Consider the following 17036-nt stretch of genomic DNA (forward strand, 5'->3'; position numbering starts at 1 on the left):
ACATGAAACGATCAGCAGCCAAGATTCTCCGTGAATATGGGCCTTTCCCGGGTGTCAAAAACGTCGGTGGAGTCACCTTTGACGGCCAGCAAGTCTGGTTTGCCGCCGGAGACGCGCTGAAGGCCTTCGACCCGGCCAGCGGCAAGACGCTGCGCTCTATCGATGTGGCCGCGCATGCTGGGACGGCCTTCGATGGCCAGCACCTGTTTCAGATAGCCGAGGATCGCATCCAGAAGATCGATCCGGAGACCGGCCGCGTGCTCGCCACGATCCCGGCACCCGGTGGCGGCGGCGACTCGGGGCTCGCATGGGCCGAAGGAACACTCTGGGTGGGGCAGCATCGGGGACGGAAGATCCATCAAATCGATCCCGAAACAGGGGCGGTTCTTCGCTCCATCGAGAGCAACCGCTTCGTCACCGGAGTCACCTGGGTCGACGGAGAGCTGTGGCATGGCGTCTGGGAAAATGACGTGAGCGAGCTGCGGCATATCGATCCGCTGACGGGAGCGGTCCTGGAGAAACTCGAGATGCCACCTGGAGTCGGCGTGTCGGGGCTCGAATCCGACGGCGGCGATCAGTTCTTCTGCGGAGACGGCGGCGGCGGAAAGGTGAGAGCCGTCCGCCGACCCAGACGAGCCCCCAGCTCCCGGATTCCTGTCGACGCCACGAGCAAGTAATCGAAGCGTTCGGACCCGGACGATTCGAAATATCGGTTGGGCCTTTCCCGGGCCGGGGTCATGGTGGCCCTGCCCTGGCAACCGAGCAGCCAGGATTTCAGGTCGGTAAGATGTTCCTCTTCGCGGCCTCGCGCTATGGAGCCACTTCAGAGGAAGAAAGTTGTGGCGAGTGATGTGGCGGGTATGAGTAGTCTGTTCGAAATTGCTTTTGACCCCCCGCCTAGAGGAAGCCGCCGATCTGCGGAATCCGTCTACGCGCAGTTGCGCGCCGCCATTCTCGATGGCCGGTTGGTTCCCGGGTCCAGACTCCCGGGGGAGCGTCAGTCGGCTGTCTTTTTCGGTGTATCGAGAAACACGGTTGCCCGGGCTTATGCGAAGCTGGCGATCGAGGGGTTGATACAGTCCCGGCAAGGATCGGGAACCTATGTGGCGCCGAAGCAAAGCCGGCCGCCGCGCGAACGCCTGCCGACACAGCAGACGCCCGATCCACGTCTGAATTCACTATGGTCGCGGCCGGAGCTTGCCCGCACACTTAACTTCTGGCACGACAGTCAGCGTGCAAAGGCCTCAAAGGCGGCCGCATCCCTGGATTTTCGGCCCGCATTGGTCGATCCGCGATTATTCCCCTTCGACATATTTCGTCGGGTCAGTGCCAAGCAGCTCCGGCGCATGGAATTAAAGCCGCCTGCGTTCAAGAGTCCGCAGGGCAATCAAGGGCATTTCCCTCTGAGGGCGGCGATCGCGACGCACATCGCCATCTCGCGTGCGCTCGTGTGCGAGCCCGACGATGTGCTGGTTACCGCCGGCGCACAGCAGGCTTTCGATATTCTCGCCCGTGTACTGGTAACCCCCGGGGTTACGACGGTCGCCATCGAAGATCCAGGCTACCCACCGATGCGCGCTGCGTTTCTCGCTGCCGGCGCCAAAATTGTGCCTGTACCGGTCGACGCGCATGGACTGGTGGTCGATGCCCTGCCAACCCCCGTACACATCGTCTGCGTCTGTCCTTCACACCAGTTTCCGTTCGGCGTATCGATGTCCGCGCAGCGGCGGGCGGCACTGCTCGACTTTGCCCGCAAGCATGGAGCAGTCATCGTCGAGGACGATTACGACGGAGAATTCCGGTACGACGGCACGCCGCTGCAGGCGCTGCGATCCACGGCGACCGCGGAGGACGTGTTCTACGTCGGCACCTTCTCCAAGTGCATGTTCCCCGCGCTTCGGCTGGGATTCGTAGTGGCACCCCAGTGGGCCTTGCCGGCGCTGATTACGGCGAAGAATTGTCTCGATTGGCATTGCCCGACTTTGACGCAAATGGCGGTGGCCCGTTTCATCGCCGATGGGCATCTGGCGCGGCACGTGCGCAAGCTCCGTGACATATACAGGAAGCGACGAGATCTCCTAGGGGAGATACTCCGATCGGACTTCTCGGGAGAACTGTCGCCGATGGAGTCGCATTACGGCATGCATGTCGCGGCGTTCTCGACGCTGCCCAAACGCCTCGAACGCGTCACCGCCCGATTGTTGGAGTCGAACGTGCATTTGCATTCGTTCGAGCGCTATTTTTTCGGCGCGCCAACATCGGAAGGCCTGGTTTTCGGCTACGGGGCTGTCGACCTCGAGGATATCGAGCAGGGCCTGAAGGCGTTGCGGCGGGTGCTCTAGCCGCGAAATGCGGCAGGCAGCTCCGTCGCCGGAGATGACGGAGCCCGTGCTTTCTTCCCTAACGGGTGAACGTCATGATCCAGTTCGTCTCCCAGGTTTTGCCGCCATCGACGGAGAACGCTTGCTCGAAGCGGGACGAGTTCGGCTTGATGTCGGAGAAGCCGTTTCGCACCAGGATACGCCGTCCATCGAAAGTATCCGGACCATAGAAATCGCCGCGTCCGTCCTTGAACTCGCCGATCATGGCGGCGTCCAGCATGCCGACACTGCTGTTTGTCCAGTTCAGATTCCACTGATGCGACGTGGGGTTGTACAGGCGAAGTCCGACGCCTTCGATATGGCCGGCCGGACCGTCCACCTCGAGTTCGAACAGACTGGCGCGACCGTTCCAGACCTTGCGGACGATCGACACGCCGTCGTACGCCGTCCAGGTTGTCGAGCCGGCCAGCGGATGCACAAGCCGCGATATGTGGGTCTTCCACGTACCGAAATGGAAGTCGAAGTCATGCTGGCCATCCCGTTCCGCCGCCTTTATCGGCCCAGCGGCCGCGAGCAGAATCGCCGCCGATAACACCCAGGTTGTCCAGGTTCTTGCACGCTTGATCATAAGGTCCACCGAAGAGTTGAATAAACCAGGCCGTATTGCCGCGAAGGAATCGACTGTGGATCGCATTATTCCAACTGCGTCCAAGGTTATAGACGCCACTTTCCGGGAAAACGTGCAGGCCACTTGAGCGTGAAAGTCGGCACTTTGGATCGAAGCCTCCCCGCCTCGCATCCGGCGAAGTGGACCACCGCAAATTTCTCCGACTGGCCCCTCTAGCGCCGCGGGTTTTCCCTAAAGTCTCATCCTGGACTTGGTTATGCGGAGAGCGCGATGACGTGGAAACTGCTGTTACGTGGAGTCATGATTGCCGGTGTTCTTGCATGCTTGTCTTTGAATGCAGGAGCCGAGTCGCCCAAGGGCGGCTCTCATGATTTCGACTTCGCTCGCGGGGTCTGGCATACACATGCCACGCAAGTGCTGGACCCGTTCGATGGCGGAACCCACACGGTGGTCATGGACGGCACGAAGACAGCGCGGCCAGTTTGGAATGGCCGCGCGTGGCTTGAGGAAATCGAGGCCGACGGCCCGAATGGACATTGGGAAGGCGCGACGTTTTTCGTCTATAACTCCAAGGCCGGGCAATGGAGCCAGACTTACATCGACAGCGATTCGGGAGAGATCGAAGCCCCGACCATCGGAAGCTTCAAAGACGGTCGCGGCGAGTTCTTCGGCACGACCGTTTATAAGGGTCGCACGGTTCTGGTTCGCGGCGTCTGGTCCGACATCACGGCCAATTCGCATCGCTTCGAGATTTCCTACTCCCGGGACGGCGGCCAGACATGGGCAACCGCGTTCAAGGCTTATTTGACGCGGCTCAAGTGATCGCGTTCGCCGAAATACGCAAGCAATGAATCAAGCGCCAAGGCAACCACCATGCCGTTGATTCAGAGCCTGAGCTCGGTGCGAAAGACGACGACCGCTTCGCCGCCGATGCGCACGGCGCTTGGCATCATGGAGTCCGGGTCGATGGTTGCCTCGACCTTGACTTCGCCGGCGCGCCCCATCGCCTCGCCTTGCCTCATCGTGCAGGAAAACACGCCCTGCCCGCTCACCAGCGACACCAGGCGGTGGCGTACGAGATAGGCACCGAGCGGACCGTTTCCGTTCCCTGTCACCGGATCTTCCGGAATGCCGATCGCGGGAGCGAACATCCGGGCGTGCGCCAGGATTCCCGGTGCCGGATCGGCCGGCGTGAACAGGTGGTAGCCGTTGCAGCCGATGTTCCGGCTCAGCGCAGCCAGCGCGGAAAGATCGGGCTCGATCTGATCGAGTACCGTGCGGCTGCGAAGCGGAACCATGACCTTGGAATGCCCGGTGGAGACGATTTCGATCGGCCCCCGGCCCAGGTCTTGTTCGTCGATGGCCAGGGCCGCGACCAGCGCATGGCGCGCGGCACTGTTCAGCACGGGACCGAAGGTTGGCGGGCGCTGGTGCATCCAGATGCGGAAGTCGTCGCCCTCGGTGGGTTCGATGTCGACCTGCAGCACACCGGCTCCTGTCAGCTGGCGCACGCTGCCGCGCGGCGCGCTGCCCTCGATGGCGCGCACGTAATGGGCGGCTATCGTGGCGTGGCCGCAGACAGGCACCTCGGTCGTCGGGGTGAAGAAGCGGACACGGACGTCGTGATCGTCCGCCTCAGGCCGAAGGATGAACGCCGTTTCGGAGTTGTGCAGCTCACGAGCGATCGCCTGCATCTGCGCTTCGCTGAGACCATCGGCGTCGGGAACGACGCCGGCTGGATTTCCCGTGAAGCGCGTGCGGGTGAAAGCATCCACTTGATAGACGCGATAGATTTTTTCCATGCCGATCTCTCTCTATGAACCGCGGAATCAAGGCGCAGAATCCAAGAAGGCTCAGGTAGTCGAGGCCGAGTGCGCCTGAAGCCTTCTCGATCGAAGCGCCCCGAAGCCATTCATGCCCATCACCGCGACCAGAATCGCCACCGCGCCGACGACCTGCATCGTCTCCAGCCGCCGGCCGAATGCCGCCACATCCACGGCGATGGCGACGACCGGATAGATGAAGGAAAGCGAGCCCTGGATGTAAGTGGGCAGCCGGTGGATCGCGTCGTACATCAGGATGTAGACCACTCCTGTATGCACTACGCCGATGATCACCAGAATGCTCCAGGTTGCAGCTTGTACGGGCGGGTGCGCCCAACTGGCGAACGGCGCCAGCATGACCGCGCCCACGCTGACATGGATCAGCGCGATCAGATGCGGCGGCGTGCCGGCGAGCTGCTTGGTGACGAGGGCGGCGATCGCCCACAGCGCGGCCGCCCCCAACGCCATGAGAATGCCGATGGTGTACCCGGCGCCCAGTGACGCGGTGGTCGCGCCCACCTGGACGATCAGCACCAGCCCGCCGAAGGCCACCCCGAGCCAGACCAATTTGGCGAGCGTCACTCGCTCGCCGAGAAAGAACGCGCCCAGGCAGACCAGCATGAACGGCTGCGTGTTGTAGACCGTCGTGGCGATCGCTATCGACGCACGCGAATACGCGCCGAACAGCAACACCCAGTTCAACACGATGGCCACGCCGCCCAGCGACGACAACGCCAGCACGCGACGCGTGAGGTGGCGGCGCAGCAGCCCCATGTATATGCAGGTGGCGAGGAGCGCCACGACACCGAACACGCACCGCCAGAACACCACATCCAGCACCGGACGCCCGGAGGTCACCACGAACCAGCCGATGGTCCCGGAAACCGCCATCGCCACCGACATTTCGACGGTGCCACGTGTCTGTTCGCCCATGCCGCGCCCTCGCCTGTTGACTGCGCTCAATCTAGAGGGAAGACTGCGATTGCTCCATAAGAAAAGAAACACAGTTCGAGAAAATTGCCTCATTATTTCAGGCAAAATATCCGTACAGGCTTATTTCATGATCGATAACATCGATAGTGCCATTCTCAGGCTGCTGGCCGGCAACGCGCGCCTCTCGCTCAAGGAGCTGGCCGCCAGCATCCCGCTTTCCGCGCCAAGCACGTCGGAGCGGCTGCGACGCCTGGAAGAGCGCGGCGTCATCCGCGCCTATACCGTCGATCTCGAACCGAAACTGCTCGGACATGCGCTGCAGGCGATCGTGAGAGTGCGGCCGTTACCCGGACGCCTGCGTGTCGTCCAGGAGCTGATCGAGTCCATGCCGGAGATCGTCGAGTGCGACAAGGTGACCGGCGATGACTGCTTCGTTGCCCGCCTGTTCGCTCGCTCGATGGAACACCTCGACGAGCTCGTGGACCGCCTCGCCGTCGACGCCACCACGAGCACGGCCATCGTCAAGGGGCAGCTTATCGCGCGGCGGCCTCCGCCTATGGCGCCCGTCTGACGACAGCGGTCAATGGACCATGGCGTCGGGGTTTTCGTTGGCAAGCGGGCGCACATAGCGCACCAGCGATATCAACGTCTTGCCCGGCTCCTCGTTCATGACCTCATGCGCCGAATTTTCGAACCAGACCAGCCGCTTCGAGGGCGCCTGCACCTTCTGGAACCAGGCCTCGCCGAGGCTGGATGAGACATTGTGATCGTGCCGGCCCAGAAAAAGGATCAGGGGACAATCGAGATGCTTGACGCCGCCGAGGTCCAATGTGAGCGCGTGGCTGAGCAATTTGTCGAGCGAGTAATTGCTCGCCTCGCCGATCAGCTGGACGTCGCGATCGGTGTATTCCGGCGATAACGACATGGCGGCGCTCTCGGCCTGACCGCCGGTTCGGCGGTACACCATCCCGCCGAACTGATTGAGCCACTTTCTCTGAATCATCAAACTGGAAAGTGGAACAGGTTTCGTTCCCTCGGCATACGGAGCGATGGACTCAAGCTCCTTTATCGCTTCCGTGTTTCCGGCCTTACGCGCCTCATCCATGGCGAATTGCCAACCTTGGCGCTCGCTTTCCGGCATGTTGGTCATCTGGCCGATACCGATATAGGCGTACAGCCAGTCGGGATGCCGCCGGGCCATTTCGAGCCCGAGGTACGAACCCCATGAATGGCCGAGTACGAAGACCTTCTGCTTGCCGAACTCTTTTCTCAGCCAGCCGATCATCTCTTCAGTGTCGGCAATCATGCGCTCCGGCGTGATCGTCGAGGCCACGGCCACTGGATCATTGGCCGCATAGGTGCTCCCTGCGCCACGTTGATCCCACTGCACAACCGTAAAGTATTCCTCCCAGCCGCGCTGGAAATACCAGCTCGTGGGCATCGACACCCAGCCGGGCCCGCCGTGCACCATGAGAAGAATGGGATTCCGCTTGTCGCTGCCACGAATGCTGACCCACTGATCGATCCCGCCAATGCGAACCTTCTCGTGCCGCTCGATACCATCGGGCGTCACGATGCGTCGCATGTCGGCGATGATTTTCACGGCTTCGGCCCGATTGCTCGGCGACGGCGGCTCTTCGGCACGCAGGCATGACGCGCTGGCGCACAAAACAAACACGGCGATGAACGATAAAAATCTGGAACGCATGAGTATCCCTTCGGTGGAAACGCTGGTGTCGCCAGACGGAGCAAGGCGCGTGCCAGTCGCAGATGACCACCGAACCGAACCATTCCAATAGCTTGGGCATGGCAACAAGGAGTGCGTCACTGTCCGCGGACAGGCTCACGGACGTCCGGAGCAGAAGGCCGGCTAACAGCCAAAAGCACACCCCAGCTCGAGCATCCGCGCAAATCGACGAATAGCCGGCACGTCTCGATGCCAGATACCCACACGCCCGTCCGCAACACTTGTTCGCCCCTACGCGTTCCCGGCGAACCTGTGCCGATAAGCGCTTGGGCTGGTGCCGAATCGACGACGGAAGTGGTGGCGCATGGTTGTTGCGGTACCCAGGCCTGACTGCTGGGCGACGGAATCGATCGAATGCGACGAAACCTCTAGCAGCTCGCGGGCCCGATCCAGCCGCACGCCTGTCAGCCAGTCGGCCGGCGTCGTGCCGGTGGCGTCCTTGAACCGGCGGATGAGCGTCCGCTCGCTCAGCGCGGCCATGCGCGCCAATTCCGCGATCGGGAGGGATTGGTCGATCCGGCTGCGCATCGCATCCATCAGCCGCGCCAGGTTGTCGTGCGCGTTCTTCTGAACCGGCCGCTTCACGAACTGTGCCTGCCCGCCGTCGCGATGCGGCGGTATCACCAGACGCCTGGCGACTTGATTGGCGATGTCCGGCCCATGATCGCGGCGGATCAAATGCAGGCACAGATCCAGGCCGGCCGCACTTCCCGCGGAAGTGAGCAGCGAACCCTCGTCGACATAGAGCACATCGGCATCGACGCGGATGGAGGGGTAGCGCTGCTGCAACCTGTCGGCATAGCGCCAATGCGTGGTCGCCCGCTTGCCATCCAGCAGCCCGGTCGCGGCCAGGACAAAAGAGCCCGAGCAGATCGACAGCAGACGGGCTCCCCGCGCGTGCGCCTTGCGCAGCGCCTCGAGAATGCTTTCCGGAACCGGTGTGTCGATGCCCGTCCAGCCAGGGACGATCACGGTACCCGCCGTGGCCAGGCGATCCAGCCCGCCATCGGCCTTGATCTGCATGCCGTACTGGCCGCGCACCGGGCGCGCATGCCGTGCGCATGTCTCGAAGCGGTACCAGTGGGCGCCGAGCTCGGGCCGGGAGAGGCCAAATATCTCGGCGGCGCAGGCGAATTCGAAAGCGCACAGACCGTCGTAGACCAGGACGGCCACCCGGGAGTTGATCTTGGAAGAGGCACGGCGCGGCTTTGGCACGATTTGATCGAATGTTGTCAGTTCGGCCAATTGTCCGCCCTGGGACCGCGCCTAACAATAGCGGCGTCCTTCATGTGGAGATCAGCGATGCAAAACGCCGTCAAGCAATACCCGGCCGCCCCTTCGGAACTGGCGGTCCAGCACTTCGAATCCATGTTCGCGTTCGAAACAGATTGCTTCGATACGCACGCCGCCATGGAATCCGGCGATCCCGGATTCGTTCTGATCGATGCGCGCAGCCCGGAAATGTTTGCGAAGGGACATGTCGCCGGGGCCATCAACATCCCGCACGGCAAGATCATCGAATCGCGCATGAGCACTTATGCGCCGGCCACGCTGTTCGTCACCTATTGCGCGGGACCGCATTGCAACGGCGCCGCCCGTGCCGCGACAAGGCTTGCAAGGCTTGGCTATCCGGTGAAGCTCATGGCCGGAGGGATCACCGGCTGGCTGGACGAAGGGTTCACCCTCGCCCGCGATGGCGAAGCCGACTGAACGCAGCTCCGAGTGCAACTCGTCCGGGATGGCGGCATCGGCTGCTGGCGAGCGACGCGGTAGATCGCATGGCGTCATCTCGGAAATCTCCCAGGAACTCGCGATGACGGCTGGAATCAGGCAACAGCTGCCGTGGACGGTGCGTCGAGCCGGCCCCGTGGACGTCGATACACTCGTAGCCCTGTGCGCCGAGCATGCCCGCTACGAACGCGCGGCCTACGATCCGAACGGCAAGGCGGCACGGCTGGAACGCGTGCTATCCGGGGAACCGTCACGGCTGACGGCATGGGTCGCGGAAGTGGACGGAACGGCCATCGGATACGTCGCGGCGACGAGTGAATTTTCGACCTGGTCGGCCGGCGATTTCCTGCATATGGATTGCCTCTTCGTGCGAGAGGGATACCGGGGCCTGGGCGTCGGCGCGGCCCTGATGGCCACGCTCGTGGCCTTTGCGCGCGAGCGGGGTTACGCGGAAGTCCAATGGCAGACACCCGATTGGAATACCGAAGCGGAGCGATTCTATCGGCGCGAAGGCGCGCTTGCGCAAGGCAAGCTCAGGTTCTCGCTCGCGATCGCGGCATCTGAGGGCAGGGACGGATCCTTTTCGGCTCCCGCATCGTCACCGTGAAGAGAGGTGCCACTTCACTCTTCCACTGACGAAGCCGTGAAAGGAGATGCCATGATCCTGATGACCGGCGGAACCGGCCTGAACGGACGGATGACGATAAGCGAGTTCGCCCGCGAAAGGCATCCGGTCAGGGTGCTGGTGAGGAGTCTCGCCAAGGCATCCGAAGCAGGGCTCGATCGCACGCCCGGAGTGGAGCTCGTGGAGGGAGACATGGCCCGACCGGAAAGCCTTTGCGCGGCACTCGATCGAGTCGAGCGCGTTCTGATGATCTCGTCCGCGACGCCGGACATGGTCGAGACGCAATGCCGCTTCATCGACACTTGCAGGCGCGCCAGGGTCCGGCACGTCGTCAAGTTCTCGGGCGCGGAATCGGGAATCGGGTACGACCCCGCAAAGTTCCGGTTCACGCGCATGCACGAGGAAATCGAAGACCATCTCGAAGGATCGGGTCTCGCGTGGACACATATCCGCCCTTCGCAGTTCATGCAGGTCTACCTGCGCGAGGTGCCTGACATCGCGGCAAAAGGCGTCCTGCGCCTGCCCTTCGCCGACATCGAGCTGTCGCCGGTGGATATTGGCGATATTGCGAAGGTCTCATTCCGGTTGCTGCGCGATGGCGGCCATGAGGGCGAGAGCCTGGATATGACGGGACCGGAGGCACTGACCATGGAAAAGATCGCGGCGCGGATCTCGGCTGCGATCGGCCGGGAGATTCGCTACGTAGCCATCAGCCCGGAGGAACGCCGTCGATCCCTGCTCGCCAATGGCGTATCAGTCGGCTTCGCCGATGCGCTGGACGAACAGACGGCCGAACGTCTCAAGCGGCCGGCCGCGAGGGTGTACCTGGGCACGCACACGGTGTTCGGCGTTCGACCGACCACGTTCGCGGAATTCGCTCAACGCCACGCCGATGATTTTCGCGGTGGGCCGGCGGCCTGACAGAGGCGGCGCGTCGATCGAACGACCCGGCTTTTCGGTCACCCCGAATCCTTTGCCTCGTCGGGAACGTCTGAGAAAGCGAGGGATGTCCTTGCACCGCGTCCGATCTTCCGTTGGCCGCTGTTGCGCAACGACCTCCTCACGCGGGCACATGGCCATGCATGGCGCGGCTAAGTCCCTTTCGACCGACAACCGAGGAGAGCATCGTGGAAATGAGCCATCACAAGATCGAGATATTCGGAGTACCGCAGAGCAATTTCACGCGTGCGGTCAGGATCGTATGCGAGGAGAAGTCGATCGAGTACGACTACCTTCCGGAGCCGCCGCGGTCGCCGCTGGTCGCCGCCATCCATCCGTTGGGCTTGATCCCGGTCTTGCGTCATGGCGATTTCACCCTCGCGGAATCCTGGCCGATCGTCGCCTATCTCGAGCGGCTGTTCCCCGAGCCGCCGATGGTCCAGGCCGAAACGGCCGCGCTGAGCGCCGAGATCGGGCAATGGGTGTCGATCGTGGCGACATCGGTCGATCCGATCCTGGTAAGGAAATACGCCTTCGCCTACTTCTTTCCTAACACACCCGACGGGTCGGTCGACCGGGCCGTGGCCGACGAGGCCCTGCCGCAGATGGAGGCTTTGATCGCGATGCTGGACGCGAGAGTCGCCGCCACGGGGTTCCTCGCTGCAGACAGGTTCACGTTCGCCGACGCGCTGTTGCTGTCCACGCTTATCCCCGTGCGGCAGTTGCCGGAGGGCGGCCGTGCGATCGAATCGGCGCCGAATCTGCGGCGTTATCTGGAGCGGCATTCCACGCGGGCGAGTGTGGTGACGACCGACCCACGCACATGAGAGTCCTGCATGCGGTCGGTTGGCGGGGCGGCGCGAGCGAATCCTTTGGCCGTTCTCATTCGTCTTAAAGAGGTAAGGGAGCCTTCGCGGCCAGAGCGCCGCGGCACCCTACTCTGACCATCGAGGAGCCATCCATGAAGCGGACACTTGTGACGTACACGACCAAGCCGGAGCATGCGGAGGAGAACGCACGCCTGATCGGCAACGTTTTCGATGCACTGCACACCCATGCCCCCGACGGGCTGCGCTATATGGTTTTGCGCCATGGCGAAGGATGTTTCGTGCACCTGGTCGAGCAACGCGACGGGGCGCCGCCGCTGTCGGATTTCGAGGCGTTCCGCGCGTTCCAGAAAAATGCCGGCGAGCGGTGGCTGGTCCGGCCCCAGGCCAGCGAAGTGACCGTGGTGGGCTCTTACGGCATGCTCCCCGATACCGCCTGACCATTGGCCCGCGACATGACGCTATCGACCCCGAAAGAAGCCGTGGAGCACCTTTCCTTTGAGGAAAGTCTCAAGGAGCTGCGCCCCAAGCTGCATCGCTACTGTTCGCGGATGGCGGGCTCGGTGGTCGATGGAGAGGACATCGTTCAAGAAGCGCTGGTCAAGGCGTTCGAGGCGTCTCCCAAAAAGCCGATCGACAGTCTGGAGCGCTGGCTTTTCCGCGTTGCGCACAATGCAGCCGTGGATTTCTTGCGTCGCCGCAAGAGACAGGAGTCCACCTGGTCGGAGGAGGATCCCGACATGATCATCGACACCACTGCATCGGCAACGGATCAGTATGTCGCTGCGTCCAGCCTCAGAACCTTCATGTATCTGCCAGTCGCCCAGCGTGGTTGCGCCATCTTGATGGACGTCCTCGGCTACTCCCTGCAGGAAGTAGCCTTCATCACCGGGCTGAGTGTCCCTGCGGTCAAGGCGGCTTTGCATCGGGCCCGAACCCGGATGCGCGAACTCGCCGACGAGCCGCATGACATCGTCCTGCCGACGTTGAGCCAGGCAGATCTGAAGCGGCTCGCAAACTACGTCGATCACTTCAATGCCCGTGACTTCGACGCCATACGGGATTTGCTGGCGGACGACGTGAGACTAGAGCTCGTCGCCCGCACGCGCATGGAAGGCCGTCAACAGGTTTCCAGGTACTTCCACAACTATGCCGGCGCCCACGACTGGCGATTGGCCCTTGGCCTGGTCGATCGGCGTCCTGCGCTTTTGGTGCTGGACCCGAACGATCCGGCTGCGCCGCCATCGTATTTCGTCCTGCTCGAATGGACCCACGACGATATCGCGAGAATCCGGGACTTCCGTTATGCCCGCTATGTGACCGAGTCCGCCGAGATGATCGTGATCAGTCCGTCGATGGGCGCGTACTGAGCGCCGCCTACCCGATTGGCAGCATGGCGATAACGAAATACCGAGGAGTGCACGTGAACGATAGTAGAGACCAGGCGGCGAATGTTCTGGACCGCTACCGCACCGCTGTCTTCGACAGGAACGTGGAGGGCGTGCTCGACCTCTATGCCGACGATGTGCGCGTTTTCGACGCGTGGAATGTATGGGAATACGACGGCGCCACGGCGTGGCGAGCGGCCATCGAGCAGTGGTTCGGATCGCTGCAGGAAGAAACCGTCGAAGTCGACGTGGCGGATGTCCGAACCGATGAAGGATCGGATATGGCCTTCATCAGCGCCGTGGTGACGTATACGGCGGTGTCGGGAAAAGGTGTCGCGCTGCGATCGATGCAGAATCGGCTGACCTGGTCACTCATGCGGCGCGAGGGGACGTGGAGGATCGTGCACGAGCACACCTCGGCGCCGATCGGCTTCGAGGATCTCAAGGCGATCACCCAGCGACAATGATCTGTCCCCATCAGCGCGGGTTCCGATCAGCGAACGTCCACTACCGTCTGTGGTTTTTCATTCGCGGTTGACGTGGTTTTCCAGCCTTTGCTTGATCGCAGGCCATTCCTCGGCCAGAAACGAAAAACGCAAGGAGTCCCGCGCAGTGAAATCGGCCGCCAAGCGATGGGCTCGCAAGGTTCCCTCGTAACTGGCACCCAGACGCTCCATGGCGGCGCGGGAGCGGAGATTTCGGGCATCCGTATGAAGACAGACCCGAAGTGCGCGCCAGGTTTCGAAGGCATGCGAGAGCATCAGTAATTTTGCTTCCGTGTTGATCGCGGTTCGAATCGCCGACCTCGCCAACCACGTGTAGCCGATCTCGCACGCATCGACTGCATGGGCTCCGTTCAACGCGTGGCCTGGTGGCCAGAGCCAATGTTCGAGGTTCCAGAAACGGGTGGACCCCACGACTTCGCCATCGCTTAGTCGGATGATCGCGAACGGTACGGCGCTGCCCACCTTGTTCAAGCCGATCGCCGTATCGATGTAGCGACGGACCTCGGCTTCGCCGCGAGGCACCGGGCTCCATTGGTAAAGTGCCGGATCGCCTGCCGAAGCTGCGGCCAGGCCGTCGACGTGCTGCTCGCCCAAGGGTTCCAGACGGACGTGCCTGCCTTCGAGAGTGAATGGGTTCATGAACGGGTTTGTGCTTGCTGAGGGAGAAGAGAGAGCTTCGGACGTGGCCGACGCGATGCGTGGTCGGCATCGGAAAAGGTATCAGGAAAGCCGCGCCCTTTGCGTCCTCTCGCATCCTCTCTAGCTCTTGCTGCGAGCGCCCACCATGATGGTCACCGCCGCTCCCAGCAGCAGGGCCGCGCACACGATCAACGATTCGCGGGTGCCGAAGACGAACGTGCCTTCCTTCGCCACAAACGGTCCCAGCAAGGCCACACCCAGCACGTGGGCCAAATGGAAAATGACGACCGGCCCGTCCATCGGGCTGTAGCTGCCGAGCCGCTGTTTCACCAAGGCGGGTAGCGCACCACGACTCGACCGTGGTCACGCTTGATCGCCCTGGGTGTCGGCCTTGGGCGGCGGGATTCGCGCCGGATGTCTCTCCACGAAGAAACTCCGGCCGATCCGTGGAGGCGCACAATAGCCGTCCTGTAGTAGAAGAGCTGTCAAATGCGCACCGGGAAGCACATGCCGGCGGCTTGAATGGAAGTTTGTTTCTAAAATTAATATTTGTGCAATGCAAGTTGCAATTTGCGTGAAGGTTCCTATCCTCAACCAGTCCGCGCAACGTTCCGGCGTCGCGCGTCATCACCCCGCACTGCCGAGCGGAGCCGGTACCGACGCTCTGGAGACCTTATGCGTACTCGATGGATATCGGCACTGATCCTGGCGCTTGCCGGCATCACGGCAGCGTCTGCTGCGAACGTGCCGTCAACCTCTGGGCACCTCGTGCTGATCAGCCACGCCGCCGATTCGGATGTCTGGTGGAACACGGTCAAGAACGCGATCAAGCAGGCCGGCGACGACTACGGCGTGCAAGTGGATTACCGCAATCCGCCCGACGGCGACCTCGCCGGCATGGCGCGGCTTCTCGAGCAAGCGGCCGCGCGCAACTACGACGGCGTGGCCTTCGATATCGCCGACTACGACGTGTTGTCCAAGCCCGCCGCCCGCATCACCGCCAAGGGCATCCCCGTCGTCACGATCAACTCCGGCACCATGCAGGAGAGCGCAAAGCTGGGTGCGATCATGCACATCGGCCAGCCGGAGTACGACGCGGGCAAGGCGGCCGGCACGCGCGCCAAGGCCGCCGGCGTCAAGTCGTTCGTCTGCGTCAACCACTACGCCACCAATGCCGCTTCGTTCCAGCGCTGCAAGGGTTTCGCCGATGCCCTAGGGGTCGACGTGCGCAAGTCGATGATCGATTCCGGCGTGGACCCCACCGTGGTGCAGAGCAAGACCGGCGCCTACCTGCGCAACCATCCCGATACCCAGGCCGTGCTGGCGCTGGGCCCCAGCTCGGCCGAACCCGCACTGCAGGCGCTGCGCCGGATGAACCTCGTCGGCAAGATCTATTTCTGCACCTTCGATCTGTCGCCCGCCATCATCGCCGGCATCAAGAGCGGCGAGGTCGCTTTTGCGATCGACCAGCAGCCTTATCTGCAGGGCTATATCGCGATCGCCGCGCTCGCCATCGCACACCAGAGCCATACGCGCGACCCGGCCACGATCATCGCCACGCTGAAGGCCAATCCGAAATTCCAGGCGCGCCTGAAGACGTATGGGTTGGACCCCGTCTACGGTGCAAACGGTGTCAGCACCGGCCCGTCCTACGTCACCCGGGACAACGTGGACCTGGTCGCGAAATATGCCGGCCAATTCCGTTGAGGCCGCAGACAGTGCCCGGAGATAACGCGATGGAAAACCGATACGGCGCAGTGACATCGGAGACTTCATGAGCGTGACGACTTCGCAGGCCGCGATCACGAACAAGCCGGACGAGCGCGTCAGGCGCATTTCGCCGTGGCGCGGCCTGTTCAACCGCCCGGAGTTCGGCTCCATCGCGGGCACCGTGCTGGTGTTCGCGCTGTTCGGCATCTTTGCCGGCGACTCGGGCATGTTCAACCTCGACGGCGTGATGAGCTGGGCTCAGGTCGCCGCCTATCTCGGCATCATTGCGGTGGGTGCGTGCGTACTGATGATCGCGGGCGAGTTCGATCTTTCGATCGGCTCGATGATCGGCTTCGCCGGCATGATGGTGGCGGTGCCTGCGATGTTCCTGGGCTGGCCGGTCTGGGCGTCGGTGCTGTTCGCGTTCGCCGGTTGCATGGCGCTGGGGTGGCTGAACGGCTATCTGGTGGTACGCACCCGGCTGCCCAGCTTCATCGTGACGCTGGCCTTCATGTTCATCCTGCGCGGCCTCACTCTGGTGCTGTCCACGCATTTCTCCAACAGCACCATCGTCAGCGGCGTGGGCGACAAGCTGGGCGCCGATCCCGTCGTGCACACGCTTTTTCAAGGCAGCACGTTCCACCACCTGTTCGCGTGGCTCGCCCGTGCCGGCCTGGTCGGCAAGCTGCCGAACGGCGAACCGGTGGTCAACGGGATTCCCAAGGTGCTGCTCTGGTGGCTGGCGATGGCCGGCGGCGCGGGCTTCATGCTGTCGCGCACGCGCTTCGGCAACTGGGTGTTCATCGTCGGCGGCGACAACAACACGGCCAAGAACGCGGGCATCCCGGTGAACCGGGTGAAGATCAGCTTGTTCGTGTTCACCGCGTTCTGCGCCTGCCTGTTCGGCGTGCTGCAGGTGGCCGACGTCGGCTCCGCGGCAGCCGATCGCGGCCTGCAAAAAGAGTTCGAAGCCATCATCGCGGCGGTGATCGGCGGCACCTTGCTTACCGGCGGCTACGGTTCGGTGCTGGGCGCCTGCTTCGGCGCGTTGATCTTCGGCGTGGTGCAGGTCGGCATCTCCTTCACCAGCATCGATTCGGACTGGTACCGGGTGTTCCTCGGCGCCATGCTGCTGCTGGCGGTGCTGTTCAACCACTACATACGTTCCTATGCAGGCCGCTCGCATGCGGGCCGCTCACATGCAGGCACGGCCAAGTGA

20 protein-coding genes are annotated in these 17036 nt (G+C 62.7%); 13 read left to right on the top strand and 7 right to left on the bottom strand.

The features are described from left to right. The first annotated feature begins 2 nt into the window (after positions 1 to 2). On the top strand, positions 3 to 677 hold the full coding sequence (locus BUA26_RS07875; RefSeq protein ID WP_072759330.1) for a Vgb family protein: 675 nt from the start codon (positions 3 to 5) through the stop codon (positions 675 to 677). A 183-nt stretch (positions 678 to 860) separates the two neighbouring features. Continuing rightward, the gene (locus BUA26_RS07880; RefSeq protein WP_083572958.1) at positions 861 to 2342 is read left to right on the top strand and encodes a MocR-like pyridoxine biosynthesis transcription factor PdxR; all 1482 of its coding nucleotides are present in this window, start codon (positions 861 to 863) and stop codon (positions 2340 to 2342) included. 58 nt (positions 2343 to 2400) lie between these two features. Here BUA26_RS07880 and BUA26_RS07885 read toward each other — a convergent pair whose 3' ends face one another. Beyond that, positions 2401 to 3015 (bottom strand): hypothetical protein, encoded by a 615-nt coding sequence (locus BUA26_RS07885; RefSeq protein WP_255368201.1) that lies wholly within the window; start codon positions 3013 to 3015, stop codon positions 2401 to 2403. A gap of 204 nt (positions 3016 to 3219) precedes the next feature. Between BUA26_RS07885 and BUA26_RS07890 the strand changes: the two genes are divergently transcribed. Continuing rightward, positions 3220 to 3771 (top strand): hypothetical protein, encoded by a 552-nt coding sequence (locus tag BUA26_RS07890; protein ID WP_072759333.1) that lies wholly within the window; start codon positions 3220 to 3222, stop codon positions 3769 to 3771. 62 nt (positions 3772 to 3833) lie between these two features. On the opposite strand, the gene BUA26_RS07895 is transcribed toward BUA26_RS07890, so the two are convergent. Beyond that, positions 3834 to 4751, bottom strand: coding sequence for a PhzF family isomerase (locus BUA26_RS07895; RefSeq protein WP_072759335.1), 918 nt, complete (start codon positions 4749 to 4751; stop codon positions 3834 to 3836). 51 nt (positions 4752 to 4802) lie between these two features. Then, positions 4803 to 5675 carry a DMT family transporter gene (locus BUA26_RS07900; protein WP_255368202.1) on the bottom strand — a complete coding sequence of 291 codons (873 nt, stop codon included), beginning with the start codon at positions 5673 to 5675 and terminating at the stop codon, positions 4803 to 4805. A gap of 157 nt (positions 5676 to 5832) precedes the next feature. On the opposite strand from BUA26_RS07900, the gene BUA26_RS07905 reads away from it, so the two are divergent. Next, complete coding sequence (locus tag BUA26_RS07905) at positions 5833 to 6276, top strand: Lrp/AsnC family transcriptional regulator (RefSeq protein ID WP_072759340.1); 444 nt, start codon at positions 5833 to 5835, stop codon at positions 6274 to 6276. A 9-nt stretch (positions 6277 to 6285) separates the two neighbouring features. On the opposite strand, the gene BUA26_RS07910 is transcribed toward BUA26_RS07905, so the two are convergent. Then, positions 6286 to 7413: an alpha/beta hydrolase gene (locus BUA26_RS07910; RefSeq protein ID WP_072759342.1), complete on the bottom strand. Its 1128-nt coding sequence runs from the start codon at positions 7411 to 7413 to the stop codon at positions 6286 to 6288. A gap of 270 nt (positions 7414 to 7683) precedes the next feature. Next, positions 7684 to 8697 (bottom strand): transcriptional regulator FtrA, encoded by a 1014-nt coding sequence (gene ftrA / locus BUA26_RS07915; protein WP_255368203.1) that lies wholly within the window; start codon positions 8695 to 8697, stop codon positions 7684 to 7686. Between ftrA and BUA26_RS07920 the strand changes: the two genes are divergently transcribed. The 7 genes from BUA26_RS07920 to BUA26_RS07950 all read left to right on the top strand — a co-directional run bounded on the left by BUA26_RS07920 (position 8698) and on the right by BUA26_RS07950 (position 13429). Next, complete coding sequence (locus BUA26_RS07920) at positions 8698 to 9162, top strand: rhodanese-like domain-containing protein (protein ID WP_255368204.1); 465 nt, start codon at positions 8698 to 8700, stop codon at positions 9160 to 9162. It abuts the gene before it with no gap. 103 nt (positions 9163 to 9265) lie between these two features. Continuing rightward, entirely contained in the window at positions 9266 to 9790 is a 525-nt protein-coding gene (locus BUA26_RS07925) for a GNAT family N-acetyltransferase (protein WP_072759346.1), read from the top strand. 51 nt (positions 9791 to 9841) lie between these two features. Further along, complete coding sequence (locus tag BUA26_RS07930; RefSeq protein ID WP_072759348.1) at positions 9842 to 10729, top strand: SDR family oxidoreductase; 888 nt, start codon at positions 9842 to 9844, stop codon at positions 10727 to 10729. Positions 10730 to 10941: 212 nt separating this feature from the next. Continuing rightward, positions 10942 to 11574: a glutathione S-transferase family protein gene (locus BUA26_RS07935; protein ID WP_072759350.1), complete on the top strand. Its 633-nt coding sequence runs from the start codon at positions 10942 to 10944 to the stop codon at positions 11572 to 11574. Positions 11575 to 11708: 134 nt separating this feature from the next. After that, entirely contained in the window at positions 11709 to 12014 is a 306-nt protein-coding gene (locus tag BUA26_RS07940; RefSeq protein WP_072759352.1) for a hypothetical protein, read from the top strand. A gap of 15 nt (positions 12015 to 12029) precedes the next feature. Next, positions 12030 to 12944, top strand: coding sequence for a sigma-70 family RNA polymerase sigma factor (locus BUA26_RS07945; RefSeq protein WP_083572911.1), 915 nt, complete (start codon positions 12030 to 12032; stop codon positions 12942 to 12944). A gap of 53 nt (positions 12945 to 12997) precedes the next feature. After that, the gene (locus BUA26_RS07950; RefSeq protein ID WP_218587786.1) at positions 12998 to 13429 is read left to right on the top strand and encodes a YybH family protein; all 432 of its coding nucleotides are present in this window, start codon (positions 12998 to 13000) and stop codon (positions 13427 to 13429) included. A gap of 57 nt (positions 13430 to 13486) precedes the next feature. On the opposite strand, the gene BUA26_RS07955 is transcribed toward BUA26_RS07950, so the two are convergent. Both BUA26_RS07955 and BUA26_RS07960 read right to left on the bottom strand, forming a co-directional pair. Continuing rightward, entirely contained in the window at positions 13487 to 14107 is a 621-nt protein-coding gene (locus BUA26_RS07955) for a GNAT family N-acetyltransferase (RefSeq protein WP_072759356.1), read from the bottom strand. 120 nt (positions 14108 to 14227) lie between these two features. Beyond that, on the bottom strand, positions 14228 to 14437 hold the full coding sequence (locus tag BUA26_RS07960) for a hypothetical protein (protein ID WP_143154203.1): 210 nt from the start codon (positions 14435 to 14437) through the stop codon (positions 14228 to 14230). A gap of 345 nt (positions 14438 to 14782) precedes the next feature. Between BUA26_RS07960 and BUA26_RS07965 the strand changes: the two genes are divergently transcribed. Both BUA26_RS07965 and BUA26_RS07970 read left to right on the top strand, forming a co-directional pair. Next, positions 14783 to 15814 (top strand): sugar ABC transporter substrate-binding protein, encoded by a 1032-nt coding sequence (locus BUA26_RS07965; RefSeq protein WP_072759360.1) that lies wholly within the window; start codon positions 14783 to 14785, stop codon positions 15812 to 15814. Between the two features lie 67 nt (positions 15815 to 15881). Next, entirely contained in the window at positions 15882 to 17036 is a 1155-nt protein-coding gene (locus BUA26_RS07970) for an ABC transporter permease (protein WP_072759362.1), read from the top strand.

The sequence above is a fragment of the Rhodanobacter sp. OK091 genome (assembly GCF_900142825.1).
In the GTDB taxonomy this organism is placed as follows: Bacteria; Pseudomonadota; Gammaproteobacteria; order Xanthomonadales; family Rhodanobacteraceae; genus Rhodanobacter.